Genomic DNA, 26,251 nt, shown 5'->3' on the forward strand with positions numbered 1-26,251 from the left:
TCGCTTGTAGGGTATTGTTGTTATGCACTTTGATGGTGTCGGGTACGGTATTTGTCGATCAGCACCGCTATGATGATCACCGCCCCTTTGATCACCAGTTGCCAGAAGTAGGAGACGCCCATCAGCGTCATGCCGTTGTTAAGCGTGGCGATGATCAGCGCCCCCACCAGCGTGCCGGTGATCGTGCCGATCCCGCCGACAAAGCTGGTGCCGCCGAGGATCACCGCCGCAATCGCATCCAGCTCGTAGCCCATGCCCAGGTTGCCGTTGGCGCTGTAGAGACGCGAGGCACTCATCACGCCGCCCAGGCCCGAGAGCAGCCCGCTCATGCCGTACACAAACAACAGCACCAGCCAGACCTTAATGCCTGTCAGACGCGCCGCCTGCGTGTTGCCGCCAACCGCATAAATGTGAACGCCAAGCGTGGTGCGACGCAGAATAAACCAGCACAGCACAATGACCGCCAGCGCGATCACCACCAGCCACGGAATGGGTCCAAGATAGTTATTGCCGATCCACTCAAAGCTAATGTTGGAGTTAATGACGGTCGTACCGTCCGCCAGCAGGTAAGCCGCACCGCGCAGGGCCGTATAGGTACCGAGCGTCACGATAAACGGCGGCAGCCCGGCAAAAGCCACCAGCGCGCCGTTGAACAAACCCAGCACCAGGCCGAGCATGAGCGCTGCCGGAATAGAAAGCATGGCGAACTCAGGTATTAACGACACCACCATCGCCGCCACGGCCGTGGTGCCCAGAATGGAGCCGACGGAGAGGTCGATCCCGCCGGTCAGAATGATGAAGGTCATCCCTGCGGCCAGTACGATGTTGATCGACGCCTGGCGGGTGATATTGAGCAGATTACTTTCGGTAAAGAAGTTAGGCGCGATAAAACCAAATACCGCCACAATCAGGATCAAGATGGGCAAAATGCCGACCGTCTGCATCAGATCGCTCATCAGCATTTTTTTGGCAGAGGCGGACTTCGCCACCTGCTGCGGATGGGTTGAATTTGTCATAGTTGCACCGCCTGATGATGAGAGTCGTTCACGCCGGTCGCCAGCGTCATGATGTTTTCCTGAGAAATTTCTGCTCCGTGAAGTTCACCTGCAATGCTGCCTTCACGCATGACATAGACGCGGTCGCTCATGCCGACGATTTCCGGCAGCTCGCTGGAGATCATCAGGATCGCCACGCCCTTGCGCGCCATCTGGTTCATGATGCGGTAGATTTCACTTTTCGCCCCGACGTCGACGCCGCGCGTCGGTTCGTCCAGAATCAGAATGCGTGGGCCGATGGCCACCCAGCGGGAGATAAGCAGCTTTTGCTGGTTGCCCCCGGACAGGCCGCCCGCGCGGACCTGTGAATGCGGCACGCGGATGTTAAGCAGGGCGATCGCATCGTCAGAAATGGTCTGCGCTTTTTTGCGGTTCAGCATGCCGAAGGTGGCGTCGCGCTCCAGCGTCGCCATGGTGATGTTCTCCTGTGCGGCCAGCTCGAGGAACAGCCCTTGTTCTTTGCGGTTCTCGGTGAGAAAACCGATCCCGTTGTCGATGGCGGCACGCGGGGAGTGGATCACCACCGGTTCGCCGTCGACCTCAATCATGCCGCCCGTGGCTTTGCGCGCGCCGAAGATCAGCTGCGCCAGTTCGGAACGTCCGGCGCCCACCAGACCTGCCAGCCCGACAATTTCTCCGGAACGCACCTGCAGACTGCAGGGGAGCACTTTCTTGCCGTCGGTAAGGTGATGCACGTTAAGACGCGGGCTGCCGAGCGGGATATCGCGCTCTTTGTTAAACAGATCGCTTAGCGGACGGCCGACCATCATCTTCACCAGCTCAGAGGCGTTCAGTTTGTCGCGCGTCAGGCTACCGACGTACTGCCCGTCACGCAGAACGCTGACGCGATCGGAGAGTTCATACACTTCCGCCATGCGGTGGCTGATATAGATAATTGCCATTCCTTCCTCTCGCAGACGCAGTATCAGCTCGAACAGGCGATGGGTTTCACGTGAGGAGAGGGCGGCGGTGGGTTCATCCATCACCAGAATGCGGCTGTTGCGGTGCAGCGCGCGGGCAATTTCAACCTGCTGCTGCTCGGCGATGGTCAGCCTCATTACCAGGTCGGTCGCCTTGAAGTGCGCGCCCAGACGGTCAATCACCGCCTGCGCCTGTGCGGCCATCTCTTTGCGCTGTACCAGCCCCGCGCGCGACAGCTCGCTGCCCAGGAAAATGTTTTCAGCGACGGTCAGATTGGGGGCAAGCTGCATCTCCTGATAAATGAGGGTGATACCCGCGGCCAGCGCATCCTTTGGCCCTTTGATGTGAAACGGCTGTCCGTCAATCAGGATCTCACCGCTGGTGGCGGTATAGGCCCCCGCGAGGATCTTCATCAGGGTACTCTTTCCTGCGCCGTTTTCCCCCATCAGCGCGTGGATCTCACCGGGGTACACCGTCAAATCCACACCCTTGAGCGCGTGGAAATGGCCAAACGTTTTGGCAATGTTGCGCATCTCCAGTACCGGGGTTCTGCTCATGGCGGATCTCCTTGAATGTCGATATCCGCACTTCATCACAGGTTGGTAAATGCAAAATGTCAGAAGCCGTTCATATTTGTCATAGTTATGAATAGTTAACTTACATCACAATTCCCCGCTTTTTCCCTCTCAGCAGGAGAGGGCCAGGGTGAGGGCATCACATTGCACTGGAGCTTACCGTATGCCATCACACCGTCCGCCCTTCTTTGCCAGCGCCCGTGGTCGCCTGCTGATTTTTAATCTGCTGGTGGTGGCGGTGACGCTGATGGTCAGCGGCGTGGCGGTGCTCGGCTTTCGTCATGCCAGCCAGATCCAGGAACAGGTGCAGCAGCAGACGCTGGATGACATGACCGGCAGCATGAACCTCGCCCGCGATACCGCCAATGTGGCAACGGCGGCGGTGCGGCTCTCGCAAGTTGTAGGCGCGCTGGAATACAAGGGCGAAGCCGAGCGCCTGAAGCAGACGCAGATGGCGCTGCGTCACTCGCTGGAACAGCTTGCCGATGCGCCACTGGCGCAACAGGAGCCCGCGCTGGTGGCGCGAATTATTCAGAGAAGTAATGAGTTACAGCAGAGCGTGACGGGCATGCTGGAGCGCGGGCAGCGGCGTCATCTGGAGCGTAATGCGCTTCTCAGTGCGCTCTATCAAAGCCAGAGCTATTTACGCCATCTGCAGGACATCAACCGCCGTTACGCCAGCAACGTCCCGGATGCGCAACAGCTTATGGAAATGGACAGGCTAATCATCGCCGCTATTGAAACGCCCTCGCCGCGCGCCACGGTTCAACAGCTGGATGCCGTGACGGCAACGCTGCCCCGGAGCGTGACGCAGCCCGTGGTGAACGCTATCCTGCCCGATTTTAATGCCGAGCTTCACAAGCTTGTTCCGCTCTCGACGCAGCTGGAGGAGAGCGATCTGGCGATCAGCTGGTATATGTTCCACATCAAGGCGCTGGTGGCGATATTAAACAGCGACATCAATCAGTACGTTGAACAGGTGGCGCAGGCCTCCCGGCTGCGCACTGCCCAGAGTCACCAGGAGCTGCGCTCCATCAGCGTATTTATCAGTGTGTTCGCCGTGCTGGCGCTGATCATCACCGGGTGCGCCTGTTGGTATATCTACCGTAATCTGGCCTCCAACCTGACGGCCATCTCCCGGGCGATGTCGCGCCTTGCTCACGGCGAGCAGGATGTTTCCGTCCCCGGGCTGCAGCGTCGTGATGAGCTGGGTGAGCTGGCTCGAGCGTTTAACGTTTTTGCCCGCAACACCGCCTCGCTTGTCCACACCACCCGCCTGCTGAAAGAAAAAACCACGCAGATGGAGATCGACCGCATCGAGCGTCAGGGGCTGGAAGAGGCGTTGGTGCACAGCCAGAAGATGAAGGCCGTCGGGCAGCTGACGGGCGGTCTGGCGCATGACTTTAACAACCTGCTGGCGGTGATCATTGGCAGTCTGGAACTCACCGATCCTGACTCACAGGACGCCCCGCGTATCACCCGGGCACTCAAGGCCGCCGAGCGTGGTGCGGTGCTGACCCAGCGCCTGCTGGCGTTTTCCCGCAAGCAATCCCTGACCCCGCACGCGGTAGAGATGAAACCGCTGCTCGAGAACCTGCGGGAGTTGATGTACCACTCGCTGCCGGCCACCCTGACGCTGGAAATTGAAGCGCAATCACCGGCGTGGCCGGCGTGGATAGACGTCAGCCAGCTGGAAAACGCCATTATTAACCTGGTGATGAACGCCCGCGATGCGATGGAGGGACAGACGGGGGTTATTAAGATCCGCACGTGGAATCAGCGCGTGACCCGCAGTGACGGACGCAGGCAGGATATGGTGGCGCTGGAGGTTATTGACCGGGGAAGTGGAATGTCGCAGGAGGTCAAATCCCGGGTCTTCGAACCGTTCTTTACGACCAAGCAAACCGGAAGCGGTAGCGGATTAGGCCTGTCGATGGTCTACGGTTTTGTACGCCAGTCCGGTGGGCGCGTGGAGATTGAAAGCGCGCCGGGGCAGGGGACCACCGTGCGGCTGCATCTGCCACGCTCGACGCTGCCTGTTCGTTCTGCTGATGAGACCCAGGCCGCCGCGGCTGCCGTTGAAAATGAACGCCTGGTACTGGTGCTGGAAGATGAAGCCGATGTCCGCCAGACCCTGTGCGAGCAGCTGCATCAGCTGGGCTATCTGACGCTTGAAGCGGACAACGGCGAACAGGCCCTGAAGATGCTGGACGCGTCACCGGATATTGGCATGTTTATTAGCGATTTAATGCTGCCCGGCAACCTCAGCGGCGCCGAGGTGATCAACCATGTGCGCAGCCATTATCCGCAGCTTCCGGTGTTGCTGATCAGCGGCCAGGATTTGCGTCCGACGCATAACCCGCAACTGCCGGACGTGGCGTTACTGCGTAAGCCTTTTACCCGTGTTCAGCTGGCGCAGGCGTTGCGCAAGGTGATGGTAATTTGAGATTCCTCCGCTACCCTAGCCAGCTGTTGTTCATTACCGTAAGGCCAGTCCACCTGCGAGTCTGGTCTTATGAAACGTTACTCTACCGCTCTGTTATTTGGTCTGCTGTCACTTACCAGCCAACTGGCTCACGCCGATGTTATTGATGAAGCCATTGGCAATATTCAGCAGGCGATCAACGATGCCTATAACCCCAGCAGCAGTCGCAGTAGCGATGATGACGACGATCGCTACGATCGCAGCCGCCAGACCGACAGCCGTCAGTATGACGATCGCCGCAGGCAACTGGAGGATCGCCGTCGCCGTCTGGATGAGCGTCAACGCCAGCTGGATGATGACAGACGTCAGTTAGAAGAAGATGAGCGCCGGTTAGAAGACGATTACGATCGCTGATACGCGCGGTTTAGCATCCATACGCCTCGCCCTCTCATTCAGAGAGGGAGTGACCTAATCCAGCAACAACGTCATTCCGTCATATCCCGCCTCGAACCCGTCGGGTAGCGGGTTATCCATCATCCATACGTCGAACTGATGACTGATATGGGTCAGGATCACCTGTGGACAGCCGATGATCTCATTTAAGGCAATAACCGTATTCAGATCGCAATGGTTGCGCGGCGTTTCGTCACGCGGCTCGTGGCTGCAGTCGATGATCATCGCCTGCGGCCGGTTATTGAGCAGGAATTTTACCGTTTTATCGGGTAATCCGGCGGTGTCGGAAAGCCAGGCCACACGGCTGTGGGCGGACTCCAGCAGGTAGCCAAAGGTGATTTTCGAGTGATTCAGCGGCAGCGGTGTGACCCGCAGGCCCTGCAGTTCAAACACCACAAACGGCTCTACCGTATGGCTGAAATCCAGAATCCCCGGGTGTTTAAACAGGTCGTCACACCCCGCCTCGTCTGGTGGGCCGTACACCGGAACAGGGGCACCGACGCCCCAGCGCAGGGGGAACAGCCCCTGGACGTGATCCATATGGTAGTGGGTCAGTAAAAACTGCTGAAAGCTGCCTGCCGGCCAGTCGTCCATCAGGTGCGGGATACCGGCGTCCAGCAGCGTTACCGCATCGTTGAATTTGACTACCGCGCTACAGGGGCGACGACGATGGTTATCCTGCAGACGCGCCCGGCGACACGCCGCGCAGTCGCAGCCAAACACCGGCACCAGCTGAGCGCTACCGGTTCCCGTTAACGTAATCGTCAGACTCATCGTGCGCCTCTACAACAGTTTGGTGAAACGAAAATGGCTCTGCGTATACCCTTCACGCGCATAAAAACGGTGAGCGTCCAGGCGCTTCACGCTGGTGGATAGCTCTGTCAGTTCAGCGCCCGCCTGCCGCGCCACGTTCTCCGCCCAGGCCAACAGCTGGCTGCCCACCCTGAGACCGCGAGCCTGCGGCATGACCACCAGCTCCTGGATCTCGCCAATCCATCTGGCGTGGTGCAGGTGAAACTGCATATGCGGGCCAATCATGCCCACCACCTGGCCGTTTAATTCAGCCAGTTGGTAACGCATATTGTGGTCCTGCAGATTGGCAAGATACCCGGCGTGGAACGCCTGATGATCAAACTCACTCTGCTTGAGTTCGCAAATCAGCGCGTAAACAATCTGCGCATCGTCGGCAGTGGCGGGGCGAAGCTGGCAGTCAGGCATGCTGTTTCTCCTTCTGACGGATAAGCGTTAAAAAGTTATCGACTGACTGTAGCAAACTTCCGTCGTTATTGAGGATATGACAGTTCGATGGGGTATAGCGCGCCGCACGTTCAAGCCGCTGCTCGATCTCTTTGGCGTTTTCGCGACCCCGGCTCTGCAACCGGCTGCGCAGCACATCAGGCGAGACCTGCAGACAGACCGGCAACAGCGCTGCTTCATAGCGGGCGCGCGCTTGTTGAAGGTGTGCGCGTGAGCCGTTGACCAGCACGTCGAACCCGGCGTGCAGCCACAGGTCTGTCTCGATGCCTATCCCGTAGTAATAACCGTTGGCATGCCAGCTGAGCGCCAGCAGATTTTGCCCGGCGCGCGTGAAAAATTCCGGCTCGCTCAGGGCGATATGGTTCTCACTCCCGGCATTCGCCGCACGGGTGATATAGCGGTGCGCAACCAGAAGCTGGGGATGTTCCCGCTGCCGTAACGCGGACAGCAGGCTGTCCTTACCAGAGCCTGACGGCCCCATTAGCCAGATTAGTCTTCCCATCAGAACACCCGTTTTCCCTGACGCCAGACGTGGTCGATATGGATGTGCTCGCCCTTACGGTGAACCAGCACCAGATCCGCCCGTTTACCTTCAGCTATCTCTCCACGATCGTGAAGATTAAGTGCCGTTGCCGGGTTTTTCGTTACCAGACGAATCGCCTGCGGCAGCGTAAAGCGATTGTTTTCGTCAGCCGCGACCCGGAAGGCGGCGTCAAGCAGGCTGGCGGGGTAGTAGTCGGACGAGAGGATATCCAGCAGACCTAGCGACGCGAGCGCGCTTGCCGCCACGTTGCCGGAGTGTGAGCCGCCGCGAACGATATTCGGCGCCCCCATCAGGACGTTCATGCCATGGGTGCGGGAGGCTTCTGCTGCTTCAAACGTGGTGGGAAATTCAGCGATTACGCTGCCAAGCTGGTGTGATTCGCGCACATGTTCATGCGTCGCATCATCATGGCTGGCTAAGGCAATGTTGCGATCCCGACACATGGCGGCAATGGAGAGCCGGTTTGGTTGAGACCACTGCGCCGCAAGCTGTCGCTGTTCCTCTTCATAACGCGCCATTTCCTCGTTGGTCAGCGCGTATTTTCCCTGATAGTACTCGCGGTATTTCTCTATTCTGGCGAACTGACGCTGCCCCGGCGAGTGGTCCATCAATGAGACCAGTGAGACCGGTTCGCGGTCCACCAGCTTTTCAAACAGCGGCAGAGTGGTGTGATGCGGGAGTTCACACCGCAGGTGCAAACGATGCTCGGCGCGGTTAAGGCCGCGTTTTTGCGTCTCTTCCACGGCGTTGATCATCTTCTCGAGGTTTTCCAGACGGTCGCCGCCGTCGCGCACGTCGCCAATCGCTACGGCGTCCAGCACGGTGGTGATGCCGCTGGCGACCATCAGCGCGTCATGGCTGCTCATTGCGGAATGAGCTGGCCAGTCGACTTTCGGACGCGGGGTAAAGAATTTATCCAGATTATCGGTGTGCAGTTCGATAAGGCCCGGCAGCAGCCAGCCCTCTTCACCGTCCATCGCTTCCGGGGCGCGGCTCTGGGTTTCCGCAAAGGCGCGGATCTCTCCGGCCTGGATCTCAATCGAGCCATCAACGACTTCATTTTCCAGCACCAGCTTTACGTTATTCACGATCATGCGAGCGTCCCCATCGGATGCAGCCTGTCTGCGACGCGGGAGCGAACGGTGTCGTCGTGGAAGATCCCCACGATCGCCGCGCCGCGTGCTTTGGCCTGTTCGATCAGTTCAACCACCGCCGCGCTGTTCTTGCTGTCGAGCGAGGCAGTGGGTTCATCAAGCAGTAAAATCGGGTAGTCGACGATAAACCCGCGGGCGATATTCACCCGCTGCTGCTCGCCACCGGAAAAGGTCGATGGGGCAAGGTGCCAGAGGTGTTCCGGCACGTTCAGGCGCGTGAGCAGGCCGGCGGCTTTCGCGGCGCAGGTCTCGCGCGGAACGCCCAGGTCCAGCAACGGCTGCATGACCACGTCCAGGGCGGAGATCCGTGGGATCACCCGCAAAAACTGGCTGACCCAGCCGATCGTCGAGCGGCGCACGTCCAGCACCTTACGCGCCGGCGCCTGCACCAGATCGACCCATTCATTGCCATGACGAATATAGATGTGGCCTTCGTCCGGCAGATAGTTGGCGTACAGGGAGCGCAGCAGCGTCGATTTGCCGCTGCCGGAATGGCCGTGCAACACCACGCATTCACCCTTGCTAACCTCCAGAGAGGCGCTGTGCAGGACCGGCAGGCGCACGCCGTTTTGCTGGTGGAGTACAAAGGTCTTACTGACATTTTCTACGCGGATCATGGAGGCCTCTTAATTCTGCAATACCGATGACACCAGCAGCTGGGTGTACGGATGATGGGGATCGTCGAGTACGCGGTCGGTCAGCCCACTTTCCACCACCTGACCCTGCTTCATCACCAGAAGACGGTCCGCCAGCAGGCGGGCAACGCCTAAATCATGGGTGACAATCACCACGGCCAGGTTCAGTTCCACCACCAGGCCGCGCAGCAGGTCGAGCAGACGCGCCTGAACGGAGACGTCCAGCCCACCGGTGGGTTCGTCCATAAACACCAGCTTCGGGTGAGTGACGAGATTGCGGGCAATCTGCAGGCGCTGCTGCATACCGCCGGAGAAGGTGGTGGGCAGGTCATCAATGCGCGAGGTGGGGATCTCCACATCGCTCAGCCATTGCTGTGCCGTGGCGCGGATGTTGCCGTAATGGCGTGCGCCGGTGGCCATCAGCCTTTCACCGATATTGCCTCCGGCCGAGACCTGGCGGCGCAGGCCGTCCATGGGATGTTGATGCACCACGCCCCATTCGGTGCGCAGCAGGCGACGGCGTTCGGCCTCGCTCATGCCGTACAGCGACCGGCCCTCATATAAAATGTCGCCATTTTGCGGCGTCAGTCGTGCAGAGATAGATTTCAGCAGGGTGGTTTTGCCCGAGCCGGACTCGCCGACAATGCCCAGCACCTCACCTGGCCACAGCTCAAACGAGACGCCGCTGAAGCCTTTGCCCGGCGCGTAAAGGTGGGTCAGGTTATTAACCGAAAGCAGCGGTTTCATTGGCTTTTCGCCTCGCTCTGTTGGCGGCAGAAGTCGGTGTCGGAGCAGACAAACATCCGTTTGCCCGTGTCATCCAGCACCACTTCGTCCAGATAGCTGTGTTTTGAGCCGCAAATGGCGCACGGCTCGTCCCACTCCTGCACCGTAAACGGGTGGTCGTCGAAATCGAGACTCTCCACGCGGGTGTAAGGCGGTACGGCGTAGATGCGTTTTTCACGCCCGGCACCAAACAGCTGCAGGGCAGGCATCATGTCCATCTTCGGGTTGTCGAATTTGGGGATGGGGGACGGGTCCATCACGTAGCGTCCATTGACCTTGACCGGATAGGCGTAGGTTGTGGCGATATGGCCGAAGCGGGCGATATCCTCATACAACTTCACCTGCATGACGCCGTACTCTTCCAGGGCGTGCATGGTGCGGGTTTCCGTTTCACGCGGCTCGATAAAGCGCAGGGGCTCCGGAATAGGCACCTGAAAAATCAAAATCTGATCTTCCGTCAGCGGCGTTTCCGGAATGCGGTGACGGGTCTGGATCAGCGTCGCATCTTCGGTTTTTTCGGTGGTATTGACGCCCGTCACGCGTTGAAAGAACTGGCGAATCGACACGGCGTTGGTGGTGTCATCAGCCCCCTGGTCGATGACCTTCAGCACGTCCGACTCGCCGATGACGCTGGCGGTCAGCTGAATACCACCGGTACCCCAGCCGTAAGGCATGGGCATTTCGCGGCCGCCGAACGGCACCTGATAACCGGGGATGGCCACCGCTTTCAAAATGGCGCGACGGATCATGCGTTTAGTTTGTTCATCCAGATAAGCAAAGTTGTAGCCGCTTAAGTTAGTCATGTGCGCGCTCCCGTTGCAGGCGTTTCAGCAGTTCCAGTTCGGCCTGGAAATCGACGTAGTGCGGCAGCTTGAGGTGGGAAACGAAGCCCGCGGCCTCGACGTTATCCGCATGGGCCAGCACGAACTCTTCGTCCTGCGCCGGGCCGGAGACCGCTTCGCCGTAGTCCGGTGCCTGCAGGGCACGGTCGACCAGCGCCATCGCCATCGCCTTGCGCTCACTCATGCCGAACACCAACCCGTAACCGCGGGTAAAATGCGGGGCCTCGTTCTCGGGGGCGACAAATCCATTCACCATTTCGCATTCGGTCATGAGCAGTTCGCCGATGTTCACCGCAAAACCCAGCTCTTCGGGCACGATCTCGACGTTAAGGTAGCCGCTACGAATCTCCGCCGCGAACGGATGGTTGCGGCCGTAGCCACGCTGGGTGGAGTAGGCCAGCGCCAGTAAATACCCTTCGTCGCCGCGCATCAGCTGCTGCAGGCGCGACGAGCGTGAACAGGGGTAAACCGGCGGCGTGCGGGTGATGTCGTCAGGTTGCGCGCCGGTATCGTCTTCGGCCTTCGCCAGACCCTGTTTCGCCAGCAGGCTAAAAACGTGCGGGGAGGGAACCTGCTCTGCATCCGTGGTGCTCAGCTGGGGCGTTTCGCCGTTCGCCAGCAGGGTGAAATCCAGCAGACGGTGGGTGTAGTCATAGGTGGGCCCAAGCAGCTGACCACCGGGGATGTCTTTATAGACCGCCGAAATACGACGTTCCAGACGCATTTCTGCCGTATTGATCGGTTCGCTCACTGCCAGTTTCGCCAGTGTGGTGCGATAAGCACGCAGCAGGAAGATGGCTTCGACGTTGTCGCCGCTGGCCTGTTTCAGCGCCAGCGCCGCCAGTTCGCGATCAGCGACGCCGCCTTCAGTCATTACCCGGTCGACGGCCAGATTGAACTGCTGCTCAATCTGGGTGACGCTGAGCTCGGGAAGCGCGTCATCACCCCGTCGTCTGTGCGCCTGCAAGGCATGGGCGGCGGCGATAGCTTTCTCGCCCCCTTTGACGGCAACGTACATCAGCACACCTCCACATGAGTGGTACGAGGGATGGCCAGCAGGCGTTCTCCGCAGGTGAGGATCAGGTCAATACCGAGCGGGAACGGGTGCGGGCGTTCGGTCAGTTCATGAATGATGCACTCCGGCAGCTGTGGCGCGACCATGCGCTCTTCGGCAATCCCCGCCCCCGTGAGGCGCAGCATGCGGCCACCGCTCAGGCTTGATACCTGCAAAATCAGCGTGGCACTGGTCTCCGGTGCCACCGCGCTTCCTTCGCTCAGGGCATTAAGCTGCTCGTGGCTGATTTGCTCGTCGGCCACGGCAAACACCGCCTGCCGGGGTTGTTCAACCAGCGGGGCGTTGGTGTGAAAGCGCAGGTTCTGGCTGGCGATATCATTCGATAACGCGCCAGAGAGCCACACCGGGGTGTCGTTGTCGGCGAGCGTCAGCAGTACGCTGGTGGTCGCCAGATTCAGCGGCAGCCAGCCCTGAGAGAGCTGATGCAGCGAGACGATGACGCCCGGTTCGCTCATGGCTTTCAGCAGGCGACGAAAACTTTGTTGGGCATCCTGGACGGCCAGGGTAAAAGCGGGTTGAAGCGTCATGCGTTATCTCCGCGAACGAGCGTAAAGAAGTCGACCCGGCTGGTGTTTATCTGGGCCTGGCGGGCGGCAATCAGTGCGGCACGGTCGGCTTCCAGCGGGGCAATAAGGGTTTCCATCAGGGTCTGGAAATGAGGGTGTTCCTGTAACAGGGCGTCAATCACCGCGCAGCGTTCGGCGTGTGGTTTGTCGCGCCCGAGCACGTAGCTGTAGCCCAGCGTGCCGCTGTTCAGGCGGATCACTGCGCGGGTGAGGGTGGCATCGCCGGCGAAGAAGCGCTCACCGGTACCGCCCATACGCGCCTGGATCTGCACCAGACCGATTTCCGGCGCGCGGATGAGGTCATATTCCGGCGTCAGATTCAGCGCCTGCATGCGGTCCGAAAGCGCTGCGGGCTGGCTGTGCGCCAGGACGCCCATCCAGCGCTGGCGGGTGGAGGTATCGAAATGCATTCAGTGCTCCATGGTGAATTCGATCATGTCGGCGCGGGTCAGGCTGACGGAGTATTCCGTCGCGTCGATCTCGCCGTCACGGTGGTTGAGGGTGCGAACGCAGAGCAGCGGAGCCATGTTGGGGATCTCCAGCACTTTGCTCTCTTTGGCCTGCGCGCGGCGGGCGCTGATGCGCGTCTGGGTACGTTTAAGCGCGATGCCCGTGGCATCCTGAAGAAAATCATGCAGCGAGCCGCTGGAGAAATTTTGCAGCACCGGCCACAGCGCCAGGTCGGCGAAGTAGTGGTCTATCTGGCACACCGCCACGCCGTTGACCCGACGCAGGGTACGCAGGTGGATAACATTGTCGCCCTCCTGAATGCCCAGCGCGTCCGCGACGTGGCTTGAGGCCGGGCGCAGCACCGACAGCAGTTTTTCGCTGGTCGGGTGGCTGCCCTGATCCAGCAGGTTCTGGCTAAAACGCGCCTGCGCATTGAGCGGATAGTCAAACGGACGCATCAACACCAGCACGCCGACGCCCTGACGGCGCTGCACCCAGCCGCGCTCGACCAGCTGATCAATGGCGCGGCGCAGCGTGTGTCGGTTCACTTCATAGCGGTCGGCAAGCTGCTGCTCGGCAGGCAGGTAGTCTCCGCAGCGGTAGTGGGTGCGAAGTTCCACCTCGAGCTTTGCCGCTATCTCTTGCCAGCGGGTAGGGTAACTGGTCGGATGTCTGGATAAGTGCATACAAATCAAAGCCTCGCTTCTCAGATGAAGTGCTTACGCAAACGTTGAGACATAAAATCCAGCAGGCTGACGGTGATGATAATGAGCACCATCAGGGCGCAGGTTTGCTGGAACTGGAACCCGCGAATCGCTTCCCACAGCGTGACGCCAATACCGCCTGCGCCCACCATGCCGACGACGGTGGCGGAACGAACGTTGGATTCGAAACGGTACAGGGAGTAGGAGATCAGCAGCGGCATCACCTGGGGCAGTACGCCGAAGAGAATCTCTTCAATTTTGTTGGCGCCCGTTGCGCGGATCCCTTCGACCGGGCCCGGCTCGATAGCTTCCACCGCTTCGGAGAGCAGCTTGGAGAGCACGCCGGTGGTATGAATAAACAGCGCCATCACCCCGGCGAACGGACCCAGGCCGACGGCCACCACGAACAGCATGGCAAAGACCATTTCGTTGATGGCGCGGCAGGCGTCCATCAGGCGACGCATCGGCTGGTAAATCCACCACGGAACGATGTTCTCGGCGCTCATCAGGCCGAACGGAACAGAAAGGATGACGGCCAGGGCGGTGCCCCAGACGGCGATTTGCAGAGTGACCGCCATTTCGCTGAGGTAATCCTGCCACTGGCTGAAATCAGGCGGGAAGAAGTCGGCGGCAAAAGTGGCCATATTGCCGGCATCTTTAAACAGCAGCAGCGGATCCATTTCCGCGCCCTGCCAGGAGATAACGAGCACCGCAAGCAAAATGGCCCAGCTAAAAAGCGAGAACCAGCTGCGTTTCGGCGGTGGGAGGGTGATGGTTTGCATGTGTGCCCCTTTGGTCTGAATGCCCTCTCCCACCGGGAGAGGGCGGTAAGCGTTATTGCACCGCTTTATTCACGCTGCTCATGGCGCCGAGCGCCGCGGTCAGGCGGTCAAGGTCTTCGAGCTGAGCCTGAATCGCAGCCACTTTGCTGCTCTTCTCCTCCTCCTTCAGGCCCTTGTTGTCCTTCACGCCCTGCATCTCTTTAAACAGCGCCAGCTGGCGAATCGGGACCAGCTGCAGGTCGCTTGACGGGCGGAAAGGTGCCCAGCCCAGGCGTTCCAGAACCGTTTTTTCTTCCGGCGTTTTGCCGTAATTCATAAAGAAGTCGTACACCTTGTCTTTGGTGGCCTCAGACAGGTTTTTGCGCCAGACAATGGGGTCGCCCGGGATCAGAGGGGATTTCCAGATAACCTTCAGCGCTTTCAGCTTGTCCGGTGCCGAGGTTTTCAGCTTGTCGAGGTTCTCGGTGTTATTCGTGGCGACATCCACCTGCTTATTGGCCACGGCCAGCGCGTTGGTTTCATGGCTGGCGTTCACGGTGCGCTTAAACTCGCTGGCAGAGGCGTTGTTTTTAGCAAAGACGTAATAGCCCGGCACAAGGAAACCAGAGGTGGAGTTGGGATCGCCGTTACCAAACGTCAGCTCTTTACGTTTGGCGAGCATGTCGTTCAGGTTGTTGATGGGGCTGTCTTTATTGACGATCAGCACGCTCCAGTAACCCGGAGAGCCATCCGCGGCAACGGTCTGGGCAAAGACCTGGCCGTTCGCGCGATCCACCGCTTCCATGGCGGAGAGGTTACCGTACCAGGCGATGTCGACTTTGTTAAAGCGCATCCCCTGGATGATGCCCGCATAGTCCGGGGCGAAGAAGGCGTTCACTTTGATCCCCAGTTTGGTTTCCATATCTTTCAGGAACGGTTCCCACTGAGGTTTCAGGTTCTGCTGTGATTCCGTCGAAATAATGCCAAAGTTCAGCGCTTTTTCCTGCTCCTGGGCGTACGCAGGGCTTAACAGAGTGCTTATGCTGAACATGCTGGTAAACGCCAGCGCGGCAACGGCTTTGTAGCTCATGTACTTTCCTCGGATCGGTTTTAATTAAGCAGCCTGCGCGTTCTCTTCGACGCGGTTAATGCTGCGGTAGAGATGGTCGAAACGGTCGTTATCAAACTGATGGCTTGGGCCATCAAAGAACACATGCCCCTGACGCAACGCGACGATGCGCTCGCAATAGCGCAGGGCGTAATCCACCTGGTGCAGCGTCACCACTACGGTGATGCCGTCGTTGAGGTTGATGTCGCGCAGGGTTTCCATCACGATGCGAGCCGATTCCGGGTCCAGCGAGGCGATGGGTTCATCGGCAAGAATGATTTGCGCTTTTTGCATCAGGGCACGGGCGATCGCCACGCGCTGCTGCTGTCCACCGGAAAGTGTGGAGACGCGCTGGTGGGCGAAATGCGCCATTCCGACGCGGGTCAGCGCCTGCAACGCTTCCTGCTTTTGAGAGGGGGAGAACCAGCGCAGACAGGTACGCCAGAACGGGGTGCTGCCGAGCGCGCCAATCAGCACGTTCTCCAGTACCGTCAGGCGATTGACCAGGTTGAACTGCTGGAAGATATAGCCCGTCTGGGCGCGGCTTTTGCGGATATCCCGCGCCAGGCGTCCTGCACGTTGCACGGTGTTGCCCAGCAGCTCGACGTGGCTTTCTGAGGTCTTATCGCAGGTGATAAGGCCGCTTAAATGACGCATAAGGGTGGATTTACCAGAGCCGGATGGCCCCAGGAGCGCCACCATTTCGCCCTGCTGGACGGTCAGATCAACGGCATGCAGGGCCTTGTTGTGATGAAAGGTCTTGCTCAGTTTCTCGACGCGGATAACAGTTTGCATATGCTGGGCCTCACAATAAATGTGGCCTCATGCTGGCGCATCAATATGACATTTGGGTTAAGTCTCGGTTGCGGGAGTTTGAAGAGTTGAGGGGAGTTTGATGACAGGCGGGGGCAGACTGCCCACCGCCAGAAGATCACTGCTGTTGCTTAACGACGTTAATCATCCACGGCACGCCGTATTTGTCGGTGACTTTACCGAAACCGTGCGCCCAGAAGGTCTCCTGCCAGGCCATTTCGATATGGCCTTCCGCGGCCAGATTGTCGAACCAGCGTTTGCCTTCCGCCACGTCCTGGGTGTCCAGCACCAGCGTGAACCCGGCATACTGCGCTTTGCTGCCGGGCGGCTGCCCATCACTCATCATGATATCGCTGCCCGCAATGCGAACATTCGAGTGGGCGATCGCCGAATCCGGAAACTGCATGCCAGACGGACAGCCTTCTTCGCTGCTGTCGCCTTTTGGCATTTCACCGAAGGTGATTTTATAGAGGAGCTCTGCGCCGACGGCGTGCTGATAAAAGGCGGAGGCCTCGGCACAGTTACCGGCGAAAGAGATGTAGGGACTTAACGGCATAATCTATACCTCACGTAAGAAGAGCCCGTTAAGTGTAGTTCTCGCCAGCCCGGTAAGCGAAGCGCCACCGGGCGGGTAAATCAGTTCTTTTTCACAAACTCTGATTTCAGTTTCATCGGGCCAAAGCCGTCAATTTTGCAGTCAATATTATGGTCGCCTTCTACCAGACGGATATTCTTCACTTTAGTGCCGATCTTCAGCATGGAAGAGCTGCCTTTAACCTTCAAATCTTTAATCACGGTGACGCTGTCGCCATCAGCCAGCAGATTACCGTTCGCATCTTTTACAACAAGCGTATCAGTATCGTGCGACGGCTCGGCGTCATTCCATTCGTGAGCGCATTCCGGGCAGATGAACATGCCATTATCTTCATAGGTGTATTCAGAATTGCATTTCGGGCAGTGTGGGAGTTGCATAAGGGTATCCTCAAAAAGTGCGTAACACGCTGGAAAGTGCCAGCAAAATGACGGCTGGGTGCCGAAAAAGGGGGCAAGTATAACGCAAATCCACACCGTTGTCGGTGATATTCTATTTAAAAAAAAAGCAAAAAGCGTGTCGCCAGTGACATTTCCTGTCAGTCAGTTAAGCGATGCTTACGGCATTAACACGGTGGAAAGAAATGGCAGTAAATATATCGAATATTTTATTGCAGCAAATTGCTACGCACCTCCATTTCGGATAAGGTGAAGCGACACATTGTTATTTATCTCCTGACTTCCCCGTCATCCATATCTTATGGCGGTGACGCATTACCTCTCTTTTTAGGTGGGTAAATAATGATGATATATCCTGAAGTTTCTTAAAAATGGGCCAGGCTTTTATCTTTTGGCTGTCATGCCAGAGGGGAAGCTTTACACGCCATGCAAGGATAGCGATTTATTTCTGATTATCTTCAATCAGTTATATTTCGGTGAACATGTTTTCCACACGTGATCATATAAGCCTGAACAACATAATTAAAACCAGTGGCTTAATAAAAGTAATAAATTTGCGTTAAGGAAAGGCTTTTATCATGCACACACAGACCATTTTTGAATTAAGCCAGGAAGCAGAGCGTTTGTTACAGCTCGCCCTGCAAAATCTTGATACGTTGAAATCAATGCCGACGGCGAAGCTGGAAAGCACCGCCGCAGCCATTACGGGTGAAAAGAACAACGTCTTACCTTTGCATTTTAGTGCGCGGGGTGTCGAAGCCCAGCAGGCTATGCTGAATAATGAATTACGGAAAATAACCCGTCTGGAAATGGTGCTGGCAATTGTGGGCACCATGAAAGCGGGGAAATCGACCACCATTAATGCCATTGTCGGAACCGAAGTGTTGCCGAACCGCAACCGACCGATGACGGCGCTCCCGACATTGATCCGTCATACGCCGGGTCAGAAAGAACCGGTGCTCCATTTTGCTCACGTCTCTCCTATCGATGAATTAATCCTCCTGTTACAGAAAAAGCTCTGCGATTACGATCGCGGGAAGCTGGCGCAGCGTCTGGAAATTGATAAGGACATGATTACGCTGCTGGAAAGAATTGAAAAAGGTGAGGCTTTCGAGAAGCATCACCTTGGTGCGCAGCCGATATTTCATTGTCTGAAAAGCCTTAACGACCTGGTGAGGCTCTCACAGGCGTTGGGCGTCGAGTTTCCGTTCTCTGAATATGCGGCCATCGAACACATTCCGGTGATTGAAGTGGAGTTTGTGCATCTCGCGGGTCTGGATGCCCACCTTGGGCAACTGACGCTGCTTGATACCCCCGGGCCGAATGAGGCCGGGCAACCGCATCTGCAAAAAATGCTGAGCGAGCAGTTATCCCGCGCGTCGGCGGTGCTGGCGGTGATGGATTATACCCAGCTCAAATCGATTTCCGATCAAGAGGTCCGGCAGGCCATTTCAGTCGCCGGTAAATCGGTTCCGCTGTATGCGCTGGTCAATAAATTCGATCAGAAAGACCGTAACAGCGACGATGAAGAACAGGTTAAAGCGATGATCTCCGGCACCCTAATGAAAGGGAATATTTCGCCGGGGCAAATTTATCCCGTTTCGTCGATGTGGGCGTATCTGGCGAACCGCGCCCGTTATGAGATGACTACCCACGGTCAGCTACCGGATCACAAGGAGCAGCGCTGGGTTCAGGATTTCGCCGAAGCCGCGCTGGGACGCCGCTGGCGTACGGAGGATTTGGACGACATCGACCATATTCGTCATGCTGCCGATTTGCTGTGGGAAGATTCGTTATTTGAACAGCCGATCCGCAAGCTTATTTATGCCGCCTATGCCAATGCATCGCTCTTCGCTCTGCGTTCGGCGTCGCATAAGCTGCTTAACTACGCCCAAAATGCCCGGGAATACCTCGACTTCCGCTACCAGGGGCTGACGGTCGCTTTTGAGGCGCTGGAATTGAATATCGCGCGCCTGGAAGAGGACATGGCCCTGCTGCATAAGCGTCAGCGCGTGGTGAGCGACGAAGTGAAGCATGAAGTGGAGCAGGCGCTTAACGCCACCGCTGACTTTATGATGTCGCAGAATACTTCACTCCAGCAGGCGATTAGCCATGTGTTTAGCGCCCGTTCTGTTCTCGACCTGGCTGGCATCGAACCGCGGGATCTTCGCCGTGACGAGCCGCAGGCGCTGAAACAGCTGGTACTGGATGATGAAGGGCAGGCGCAAATTGCGCTGAGTAAAATCCGCTCCTCCTGCGAGCTGATCATGCTGGATGCGCAGACGAAGATCGGCCGGGAGCTGGCGTTACGCTTCGATCAACTGGAGTCGACGCTGGCGCGCTCGCTGAATGAAGCCATGCGGCCAATCGAAACGCGTATTAAAGAACAACTCAGCCATGCGGGTTTTCGCGCGCGGATAAGCTTCCCGGCGTTTCAGGCACATCAACTTAACTTCAACACCCGGGCGCTGTTTAACGATGCCATTGCGCAGGATCACCGCCCGGCAGGCCAGCCAGCGGGCGCGACGAGCATGCGTGAAACCGTCTCTCGCTGGCTGAATAACCCGGGCTGGGGCTGGGAAGATTATGTTGTCGCACGCACACGCTATGTCATTGATATTGAACAGCTGAATGAAAAATTTAAGCAGCATATCGATCAGTTCTGTGAACAAATCCGTAAAGCTTTGACCGCCCAGGTCGATGTCTCTGTTACGGCGGGGATGGCAACGTTCTTTGCGGAATTTTCGTTATGCCTGACCGGGTTACAGGAAAGTTTGCGTGATAGCCTCGCAGTACGTCAGCAAAATGAGCATTCGACCCGAGCGCTCAGCCAGCTGTTAAAGCAAAGTATCACGACTGCGACGTGGATACAGGAAGATACCCGACTGTTACGCGATGATATTCAAACCCTATTCGCGGCAGAACAACCATGACAACACAACTACTGGACGGCCCCGGGCGAACGCTGGAGTGTATTCATCCAAAATTTATGGTCGATCTGGTTCAGGGGGTGGACGCGGCGCGTCATCCCCACCCGGGACCACAACAGCTGCAGTTTCGTGAGCGTTTGACCCAGGAGATCATGACGCATACCCGGCTACGGCCCTGGGCGATGGCGGGTATGCTTAATGAAAATGCGGCGCTGCGCCTGGGGCTGGCGGAAAAGCTGGCCGGTATGCTTGACCCCGGGCACCTTGCGCTGACGCTGATGGCAGACAAATTGATTGCGCTGCGTCAGCAGACTAACCCGCGGGCCCAGCAATCGCCCGGCCTGATTCAGCAGTACGCTGAGCTTTCCGCTCATTTTACGCAACGAGCCGCCTATAAAGAGAAGGCGCTCTCCCAGCGTGGACTGACGGTGCAGGCGGGTGAGCACAGTGAACAAATTTTTACCCGCTGGCGAGCCGGCCACTACGATGGCTGGTCGCTGGCCGGGCGTTGCTATGTCGTCCTGGAAGAGCTGCGCTGGGGTGCATTTGGTGATGCCTGTCGCCTGGCGAATGAAGACGTGGCGGCGATGCTCAAGGATAACTTACGCAGTATGGCGGCAAACTATCTTGCGCAGGGCATCAACGCTTCTCCTTCCACCCGCCATTTCTACCATCAGTGGCTGACAACGCCCGCGTCGCCGGGACTGATAGATCATAAAGACATGCTCGGCTGGCTGGGCGACTGGTGTCAGGCGGATAACCATCCGGTGAGCTGGTCGGTGACGCAAAGCTGGCACACTGTCGCGCTGGGTATGCCGAGGCTGTGCTCGGCAAAACGGCTTGTGGATGGGATGGTGGAAGAGATTTTTGGTGGCTGAAATCCCCCTCTCACCGGGAGGGGGAGCACCGGTTAGTGGTGTGTTTCAACAGGCTTAGGCTCTGTCTGAACCTCAGCAACATGTCCGACGCGTTTTGCGTACAGTGCGGTGATGATGGGAACCAGAATCGCGGTCACAATCACGCTGGCTGCAACCAGTGCCGTCGCGGACGCGGCCACCGGTTCAAAAGCCGGATTAATCTGCGCAATGATCACCGGGTTGGCCACGGCTGCACCTGCGGCTGAAGAGGCGGCGATCCCCGCCGTTCCGTTTCCTCCCCCAATGACCCGGTCGGCAATAATCAGCGGAATACCGGTGATGATGATAACCGCCACGCCCAGCACGATACCCAGCAGACCCGTATCGAGGATGACATTCAGGTTGATGGTGTTACCCAGCGCAAAACCGAAGAACGGGATCAGCACCGGCGTGGCTTTGCTGAAGAAATCACGCAGATCGTGATCCAGGTTACCCAGAGCAAAACCGATCAGGAAGGGCAGGATCGCGCCGATAAAGTGGTGGGGTTCAAAGGACGCCAGGCCAGCAGAGCCCAGAATCAGCATGGTCATCAGCGGGCCGGACTCCAGAGACATCAGGACAAATGCACCTGACTCTTCTTTGGTGCCGTACTGGTTCATCAGGCTGGCATACAAACCGCCGTTGGTCATATCCATCGCAGAGACAATTGCCAGAACCGATAATCCGGCGAAGAATCCGGTCTGAATTCCATTCTCCGGAATGAACATCGCACAGATCATTGCCACTACCCAGGCCACGGCAATTTTCGTAATCACCAGCGTGCCGGATTTCCGTAATACGGTGCCTGTTGCCCGTAAATTAATTGATGCGCCGATACAAAAGAACCAGACGGCCAGAATGGGAACGGTGCCCGTAATCATCCCTTTTGTGAACCCGCCAAAATAAGCGCCGGTTTCAGGAGCCAGGGTATTCAGGATAGCGCCCAGTACAAGCGGAACCAGCATCATACCGCCCGGTATGCGTTCAATCGTGGCTTTAATCTTCATAGATAACCCTCAAATCGTATCCCGCATGGCGGGCGGCAAAAACAAAAAAAATAAATCAATAAATTCAATGAATTGAATGTCTCTGGGGTCGATGGCGTCATTACCCATGCAATAAAACTAAAAAAGCGATCCTGGTAAACGCGGTGCCACAGCACCGGGAACGTGGTGTTCGGAATTATCATGCGATCATTGGAATGATGATTCAATGAAAATAAAACAGTGTTTTAGTTATCTGCATCACATATTGACGTAAACGTTTTAAACGCGCGTCGGAGGGTTAGAATTTATGTAAATCTGATGTGAAGTAATGGGGTTTCATTTTCCGTTGTCCGGGAAATAATGACGTGTGTGAGGATGTGTTTTTATGGCGATTGAGAACGTGCAGATTTGCGCTAATTGACAAAAACTGCAGCCAGCTGACGTAACATAAATATATGTGTGAAGTTGATCACAAATATAAACGCTGGTAGGGTAAAAAGGTCATTAACTGCCCAGGCAGGCGTCAACAGGTTCGGTTGTATCGACGTAAAACGTCAATGTAAGTAAACCTGCTACGCTTGAATAAGGCGATTCGCATGGAGCGGATCCCATGGTTCACAGATCACATACGGGACTGTGAAACGGACAGGGCCGAGTCTACGAGGATAGCTATGCTCAGAAGGAAAAAAATCAAACCCATCACGCTTCGCGACGTCACCATTATTGATGATACCAAACTGCGCAAAGCGATCACCGCCGCCTCGCTGGGTAATGCGATGGAATGGTTCGATTTTGGTGTTTACGGCTTTGTGGCCTATGCGTTAGGTAAAGTGTTCTTCCCCGGCGCCGACCCCAGTCTGCAGATGATTGCCGCGCTGGGTACGTTCTCCGTCCCCTTCCTGATTCGCCCGCTGGGTGGTCTGTTCTTCGGTATGCTTGGCGATAAATATGGTCGCCAGAAGATCCTTGCTATCACCATTGTCATTATGTCGATCAGTACGTTCTGTATCGGCCTGATACCGTCCTATGCCAGCATCGGCATTTGGGCTCCGATTCTGCTGCTGCTTTGTAAGATGGCCCAGGGCTTCTCCGTAGGCGGTGAGTATACGGGTGCCTCTATCTTTGTCGCAGAGTATTCCCCGGACCGTAAGCGCGGCTTTATGGGAAGCTGGCTGGACTTCGGCTCGATTGCCGGGTTTGTCCTGGGGGCGGGCGTGGTGGTGCTGATTTCTACCGTCGTCGGTGAAGAGAACTTCCTCTCCTGGGGCTGGCGTATTCCGTTCTTCCTGGCGCTGCCGTTAGGGATTATCGGTCTTTACCTGCGTCATGCTCTTGAAGAAACGCCGGCGTTCCAGCAGCACGTTGAGAAGCTGGAGCAGGGCGACCGCGAAGGGCTGCAGGATGGCCCGAAAGTCTCCTTTAAAGAGATTGCGACGAAGCACTGGCGCAGCCTGCTGACCTGTATTGGTCTGGTCATCTCCACGAACGTGACCTACTACATGTTGTTGACCTACATGCCGAGCTATCTGTCGCATAACCTGCACTATTCAGAAGACCACGGTGTGCTGATTATCATCGCCATCATGGTGGGTATGCTGTTTGTGCAGCCGATTATGGGGCTGTTGAGCGACCGCTTTGGCCGTCGACCGTTCATTATTCTGGGGAGTGTCGCGCTGTTTGCCCTGGCAATCCCGGCCTTTATTCTGATTAACAGTAATGTGCTGGGTCTGATTTTTGCCGGTCTGCTGATGCTGGCGGTGATCCTTAACTGCTTTATCGGGGTGATGGCCTCGACGCTGCCTGCGATGTTCCCGACACACATTCGGTACAGTGCGCTGGCGGCTGCCTTTAACATCTCGGTGCTGATTGCCGGTCTGACCCCGACGCTTGCCGCCTCTCTGGTGGAAAGTACGCAGAACCTGATGATGCCGGCTTATTACCTGATGGTTATCGCGGTGATTGGTTTGATTACCGGTATTACCATGAAGGAGACGGCGAATCGTCCTCTTAAAGGGGCCACGCCTGCGGCGTCTGATATCCAGGAAGCGAAAGAGATCCTGCGCGAACACTACGATAATGTAGAGCAGAAGATTGAAGACATTGATGCAGAGATTGAAGAGCTGCAGCAAAAACGCTCCCGCCTGGTGGACCAGCATCCACGAATCAACGAGTAATAAAAAACCCGCCGCTGGCGGGTTTTCTTTTATTAGCAGCCTGCAGCGATGTAATCGCCATTGGCGCTGATGGGGAGTACCGTCAGGAACAGCACGGTCGCGAACAGGATCAGGACTATCCCTCCGGCTATTTTAAAGACCGGGACCAGCCAGCTGAGTGAAGCCCCGCCGCCAAACCAGGCCACCGTCCGCTCTCGGGCATAACGTACCGCCAGTGACAGGCCCATAATCGACAACGCCGTTCCCAGCGACATGGTCATGACCGCGGCCATCCCCCAGGTAACAATACCCAGCGCATTTGAAAACATCAGGATCATGATCGCCCCGCTGCACGGGCGCGCACCAATCGCCAGTATGACGCCCAACCGGGTTTTCCAGTCGCCTTGCGCCAGGTCTGCACCTACACCGTGATGACCACAACCACAGTGTTCATTATGCTGATGAAGGGGCATGATGGCTGAGATAGCCATCCGGCGAGGCCGCAGGCTTTTCAGCGCCTGGTAAATGACAAATACACCAAATGCACCGATGAGCACCGCGCTGATCTTCTCGACGTACCAGCGGCTGGTACTGATATCCCCCGATGCGAGGTTAAACCCTACCGCCAGAATAAAGACAAAGAGAATGGCGCTGACGCCCTGCATCAGGCTGCCAAGAAAAGGAACGACCCGGGCGGCCCGTTCGCTTTCTTTATTTGTCGTGAGGTAGGTCGTCACAATGAATTTCCCATGCCCCGGCCCGATGGCATGCAACACGCCATAGAAGAAGGCGCCGGTTAATAGCCATAACCCGCCGCTGTACTGGTGGTTGTTAAGCTGGAGCAGGTACATCACCAGATAACGGTGCAGGGTAATTTGCGTGGCAAGGCACCACTGAAGAAAGGTGTTCCAGTGCGTATGCAGGGTAAACCCGGCTAAGAGGATCGCCAGCAACATGATGCCTGCTGTAGGAAGACGCCAGTCACGAGTCAGTTGTTGTGTGGTCATGGGGTGGCCTGGTGGGGGAATATTTGTCGCTAGTATAGTTGATCTTGCCTGTTAATCCGTAGGATCGCACAGAGATCCCGCCTCAATTGTGGATAAGTCTGTGCGTAAAAGGGTATAAAGCGGGGTTTTGCTGGGGAATACAGCAGTCAGTCATCTTTTTGCAACTTTTAGGTTGCGGCCTGCAGAGAACTCCCTATAATGCGCCTCCATCGACACGGCAGATGTGAATCACTTCACAGATAACCCGGTCGGTTGAAGAGAAAAAAATCCTGAACTTCAGGGTTGACTCTGAAAGAGGAAAGCGTAATATACGCCACCTCGCGACGGTGAGCTGTAAGCCGCGTCGCAACTGCTCTTTAACAATTTATCAGACAATCTGTGTGGGCACTCAAAGTGACATGGATTCTTAATGTCTTCGGACACTAAATGAATACCAAGTCTCTGAGTGAACATACGTAATTCATTACGAAGTTTAATTCACGAGCATCAAACTTAAATTGAAGAGTTTGATCATGGCTCAGATTGAACGCTGGCGGCAGGCCTAACACATGCAAGTCGAACGGTAGCACAGAGAGCTTGCTCTCGGGTGACGAGTGGCGGACGGGTGAGTAATGTCTGGGAAACTGCCTGATGGAGGGGGATAACTACTGGAAACGGTAGCTAATACCGCATAACGTCGCAAGACCAAAGAGGGGGACCTTCGGGCCTCTTGCCATCAGATGTGCCCAGATGGGATTAGCTAGTAGGTGGGGTAACGGCTCACCTAGGCGACGATCCCTAGCTGGTCTGAGAGGATGACCAGCCACACTGGAACTGAGACACGGTCCAGACTCCTACGGGAGGCAGCAGTGGGGAATATTGCACAATGGGCGCAAGCCTGATGCAGCCATGCCGCGTGTATGAAGAAGGCCTTCGGGTTGTAAAGTACTTTCAGCGGGGAGGAAGGTGTTGTGGTTAATAACCGCAGCAATTGACGTTACCCGCAGAAGAAGCACCGGCTAACTCCGTGCCAGCAGCCGCGGTAATACGGAGGGTGCAAGCGTTAATCGGAATTACTGGGCGTAAAGCGCACGCAGGCGGTCTGTCAAGTCGGATGTGAAATCCCCGGGCTCAACCTGGGAACTGCATTCGAAACTGGCAGGCTAGAGTCTTGTAGAGGGGGGTA

Annotated in this window: 25 protein-coding genes and 2 other annotated features (1 of these 27 cut by a window edge); of the genes, 5 read left to right on the top strand and 20 right to left on the bottom strand. The window is 56.9% G+C overall.

Annotated elements, in window-relative coordinates:
* Positions 1 to 20: 20 nt before the first annotated feature.
* Both JTA15_RS19280 and JTA15_RS19285 read right to left on the bottom strand, forming a co-directional pair.
* On the bottom strand, positions 21 to 1,016 hold the full coding sequence (locus JTA15_RS19280) for a ribose ABC transporter permease (protein ID WP_219372605.1): 996 nt from the start codon (positions 1,014 to 1,016) through the stop codon (positions 21 to 23).
* On the bottom strand, positions 1,013 to 2,533 hold the full coding sequence (locus JTA15_RS19285; RefSeq protein ID WP_020882824.1) for a sugar ABC transporter ATP-binding protein: 1,521 nt from the start codon (positions 2,531 to 2,533) through the stop codon (positions 1,013 to 1,015). Before JTA15_RS19285 ends, JTA15_RS19280 begins: the two co-directional genes overlap by 4 nt.
* A 181-nt stretch (positions 2,534 to 2,714) precedes the next feature.
* Here JTA15_RS19285 and JTA15_RS19290 point away from each other — a divergent pair, with 181 nt between their 5' ends.
* Both JTA15_RS19290 and yjdP read left to right on the top strand, forming a co-directional pair.
* Entirely contained in the window at positions 2,715 to 4,997 is a 2,283-nt protein-coding gene (locus tag JTA15_RS19290) for an ATP-binding protein (RefSeq protein ID WP_104440753.1), read from the top strand.
* Between the two features lie 69 nt (positions 4,998 to 5,066).
* Complete coding sequence (yjdP, locus tag JTA15_RS19295) at positions 5,067 to 5,390, top strand: DDRRRQL repeat protein YjdP (RefSeq protein WP_014168254.1); 324 nt, start codon at positions 5,067 to 5,069, stop codon at positions 5,388 to 5,390.
* A gap of 54 nt (positions 5,391 to 5,444) precedes the next feature.
* On the opposite strand, the gene phnP is transcribed toward yjdP, so the two are convergent.
* The 16 genes from phnP to JTA15_RS19375 form a co-directional block, all read right to left on the bottom strand.
* Positions 5,445 to 6,203: a phosphonate metabolism protein PhnP gene (phnP, locus tag JTA15_RS19300; protein WP_040018698.1), complete on the bottom strand. Its 759-nt coding sequence runs from the start codon at positions 6,201 to 6,203 to the stop codon at positions 5,445 to 5,447.
* A 9-nt stretch (positions 6,204 to 6,212) separates the two neighbouring features.
* On the bottom strand, positions 6,213 to 6,647 hold the full coding sequence (phnO, locus tag JTA15_RS19305; RefSeq protein ID WP_219372606.1) for an aminoalkylphosphonate N-acetyltransferase: 435 nt from the start codon (positions 6,645 to 6,647) through the stop codon (positions 6,213 to 6,215).
* A complete protein-coding gene (phnN, locus tag JTA15_RS19310) occupies positions 6,640 to 7,191 on the bottom strand; it encodes a ribose 1,5-bisphosphokinase (RefSeq protein WP_040018699.1) in 552 nt (183 codons plus the stop codon). The genes phnO and phnN overlap by 8 nt, the downstream gene beginning before the upstream one ends.
* On the bottom strand, positions 7,188 to 8,324 hold the full coding sequence (phnM, locus tag JTA15_RS19315) for an alpha-D-ribose 1-methylphosphonate 5-triphosphate diphosphatase (protein ID WP_219372607.1): 1,137 nt from the start codon (positions 8,322 to 8,324) through the stop codon (positions 7,188 to 7,190). Before phnM ends, phnN begins: the two co-directional genes overlap by 4 nt.
* On the bottom strand, positions 8,321 to 9,001 hold the full coding sequence (phnL, locus tag JTA15_RS19320) for a phosphonate C-P lyase system protein PhnL (RefSeq protein WP_020882817.1): 681 nt from the start codon (positions 8,999 to 9,001) through the stop codon (positions 8,321 to 8,323). Before phnL ends, phnM begins: the two co-directional genes overlap by 4 nt.
* Before the next feature lie 9 nt (positions 9,002 to 9,010).
* On the bottom strand, positions 9,011 to 9,766 hold the full coding sequence (gene phnK, locus JTA15_RS19325) for a phosphonate C-P lyase system protein PhnK (RefSeq protein WP_044858734.1): 756 nt from the start codon (positions 9,764 to 9,766) through the stop codon (positions 9,011 to 9,013).
* Positions 9,763 to 10,608, bottom strand: coding sequence for an alpha-D-ribose 1-methylphosphonate 5-phosphate C-P-lyase PhnJ (gene phnJ / locus JTA15_RS19330; protein WP_014168261.1), 846 nt, complete (start codon positions 10,606 to 10,608; stop codon positions 9,763 to 9,765). The genes phnK and phnJ overlap by 4 nt, the downstream gene beginning before the upstream one ends.
* Positions 10,601 to 11,665, bottom strand: a complete 1,065-nt coding sequence (locus tag JTA15_RS19335; protein ID WP_219372608.1) for a carbon-phosphorus lyase complex subunit PhnI — start codon at positions 11,663 to 11,665, stop codon at positions 10,601 to 10,603. The genes phnJ and JTA15_RS19335 overlap by 8 nt, the downstream gene beginning before the upstream one ends.
* The gene (gene phnH, locus JTA15_RS19340; protein WP_014168263.1) at positions 11,665 to 12,249 is read right to left on the bottom strand and encodes a phosphonate C-P lyase system protein PhnH; all 585 of its coding nucleotides are present in this window, start codon (positions 12,247 to 12,249) and stop codon (positions 11,665 to 11,667) included. The genes JTA15_RS19335 and phnH overlap by 1 nt, the downstream gene beginning before the upstream one ends.
* Positions 12,246 to 12,698: a phosphonate C-P lyase system protein PhnG gene (gene phnG / locus JTA15_RS19345; RefSeq protein ID WP_047355928.1), complete on the bottom strand. Its 453-nt coding sequence runs from the start codon at positions 12,696 to 12,698 to the stop codon at positions 12,246 to 12,248. Before phnG ends, phnH begins: the two co-directional genes overlap by 4 nt.
* Positions 12,699 to 13,424, bottom strand: a complete 726-nt coding sequence (gene phnF, locus JTA15_RS19350) for a phosphonate metabolism transcriptional regulator PhnF (protein WP_020882813.1) — start codon at positions 13,422 to 13,424, stop codon at positions 12,699 to 12,701.
* Positions 13,425 to 13,444: 20 nt separating this feature from the next.
* The gene (phnE, locus tag JTA15_RS19355) at positions 13,445 to 14,224 is read right to left on the bottom strand and encodes a phosphonate ABC transporter, permease protein PhnE (RefSeq protein ID WP_025206369.1); all 780 of its coding nucleotides are present in this window, start codon (positions 14,222 to 14,224) and stop codon (positions 13,445 to 13,447) included.
* A 52-nt stretch (positions 14,225 to 14,276) separates the two neighbouring features.
* On the bottom strand, positions 14,277 to 15,293 hold the full coding sequence (phnD, locus tag JTA15_RS19360) for a phosphonate ABC transporter substrate-binding protein (RefSeq protein WP_219372609.1): 1,017 nt from the start codon (positions 15,291 to 15,293) through the stop codon (positions 14,277 to 14,279).
* Positions 15,294 to 15,317: 24 nt separating this feature from the next.
* On the bottom strand, positions 15,318 to 16,106 hold the full coding sequence (phnC, locus tag JTA15_RS19365) for a phosphonate ABC transporter ATP-binding protein (RefSeq protein ID WP_014168268.1): 789 nt from the start codon (positions 16,104 to 16,106) through the stop codon (positions 15,318 to 15,320).
* Positions 16,107 to 16,242: 136 nt separating this feature from the next.
* On the bottom strand, positions 16,243 to 16,680 hold the full coding sequence (yjdN, locus tag JTA15_RS19370) for a VOC family metalloprotein YjdN (RefSeq protein WP_014168269.1): 438 nt from the start codon (positions 16,678 to 16,680) through the stop codon (positions 16,243 to 16,245).
* An 80-nt stretch (positions 16,681 to 16,760) separates the two neighbouring features.
* Positions 16,761 to 17,096 (bottom strand): zinc ribbon domain-containing protein YjdM, encoded by a 336-nt coding sequence (locus JTA15_RS19375; RefSeq protein ID WP_020882810.1) that lies wholly within the window; start codon positions 17,094 to 17,096, stop codon positions 16,761 to 16,763.
* A 596-nt stretch (positions 17,097 to 17,692) separates the two neighbouring features.
* On the opposite strand from JTA15_RS19375, the gene crfC reads away from it, so the two are divergent.
* The gene (gene crfC / locus JTA15_RS19380) at positions 17,693 to 20,047 is read left to right on the top strand and encodes a clamp-binding protein CrfC (RefSeq protein ID WP_219372610.1); all 2,355 of its coding nucleotides are present in this window, start codon (positions 17,693 to 17,695) and stop codon (positions 20,045 to 20,047) included.
* Complete coding sequence (locus JTA15_RS19385) at positions 20,044 to 20,922, top strand: diguanylate cyclase regulator RdcB family protein (protein WP_014168272.1); 879 nt, start codon at positions 20,044 to 20,046, stop codon at positions 20,920 to 20,922. The genes crfC and JTA15_RS19385 overlap by 4 nt, the downstream gene beginning before the upstream one ends.
* A gap of 32 nt (positions 20,923 to 20,954) precedes the next feature.
* On the opposite strand, the gene kdgT is transcribed toward JTA15_RS19385, so the two are convergent.
* Positions 20,955 to 21,947 carry a 2-keto-3-deoxygluconate transporter gene (gene kdgT, locus JTA15_RS19390; RefSeq protein WP_014168273.1) on the bottom strand — a complete coding sequence of 331 codons (993 nt, stop codon included), beginning with the start codon at positions 21,945 to 21,947 and terminating at the stop codon, positions 20,955 to 20,957.
* Positions 21,948 to 22,597: 650 nt separating this feature from the next.
* Between kdgT and proP the strand changes: the two genes are divergently transcribed.
* Entirely contained in the window at positions 22,598 to 24,100 is a 1,503-nt protein-coding gene (gene proP, locus JTA15_RS19395) for a glycine betaine/L-proline transporter ProP (RefSeq protein ID WP_219372611.1), read from the top strand.
* 32 nt (positions 24,101 to 24,132) lie between these two features.
* Here proP and JTA15_RS19400 read toward each other — a convergent pair whose 3' ends face one another.
* Positions 24,133 to 25,086, bottom strand: coding sequence for a nickel/cobalt transporter (locus tag JTA15_RS19400; RefSeq protein ID WP_182268130.1), 954 nt, complete (start codon positions 25,084 to 25,086; stop codon positions 24,133 to 24,135).
* 502 nt (positions 25,087 to 25,588) lie between these two features.
* Positions 25,589 to 26,134 (top strand) — a sequence feature (16S ribosomal RNA rRNA prediction is too short).
* A gap of 12 nt (positions 26,135 to 26,146) precedes the next feature.
* Positions 26,147 to 26,251: a sequence feature (23S ribosomal RNA rRNA prediction is too short), on the top strand (it continues 1,742 nt past the right edge of the window).

The sequence above is a fragment of the Enterobacter sp. BIDMC 29 genome, from assembly GCF_019378755.1.
Taxonomy (GTDB): Bacteria; Pseudomonadota; Gammaproteobacteria; order Enterobacterales; family Enterobacteriaceae; genus Enterobacter; species Enterobacter ludwigii.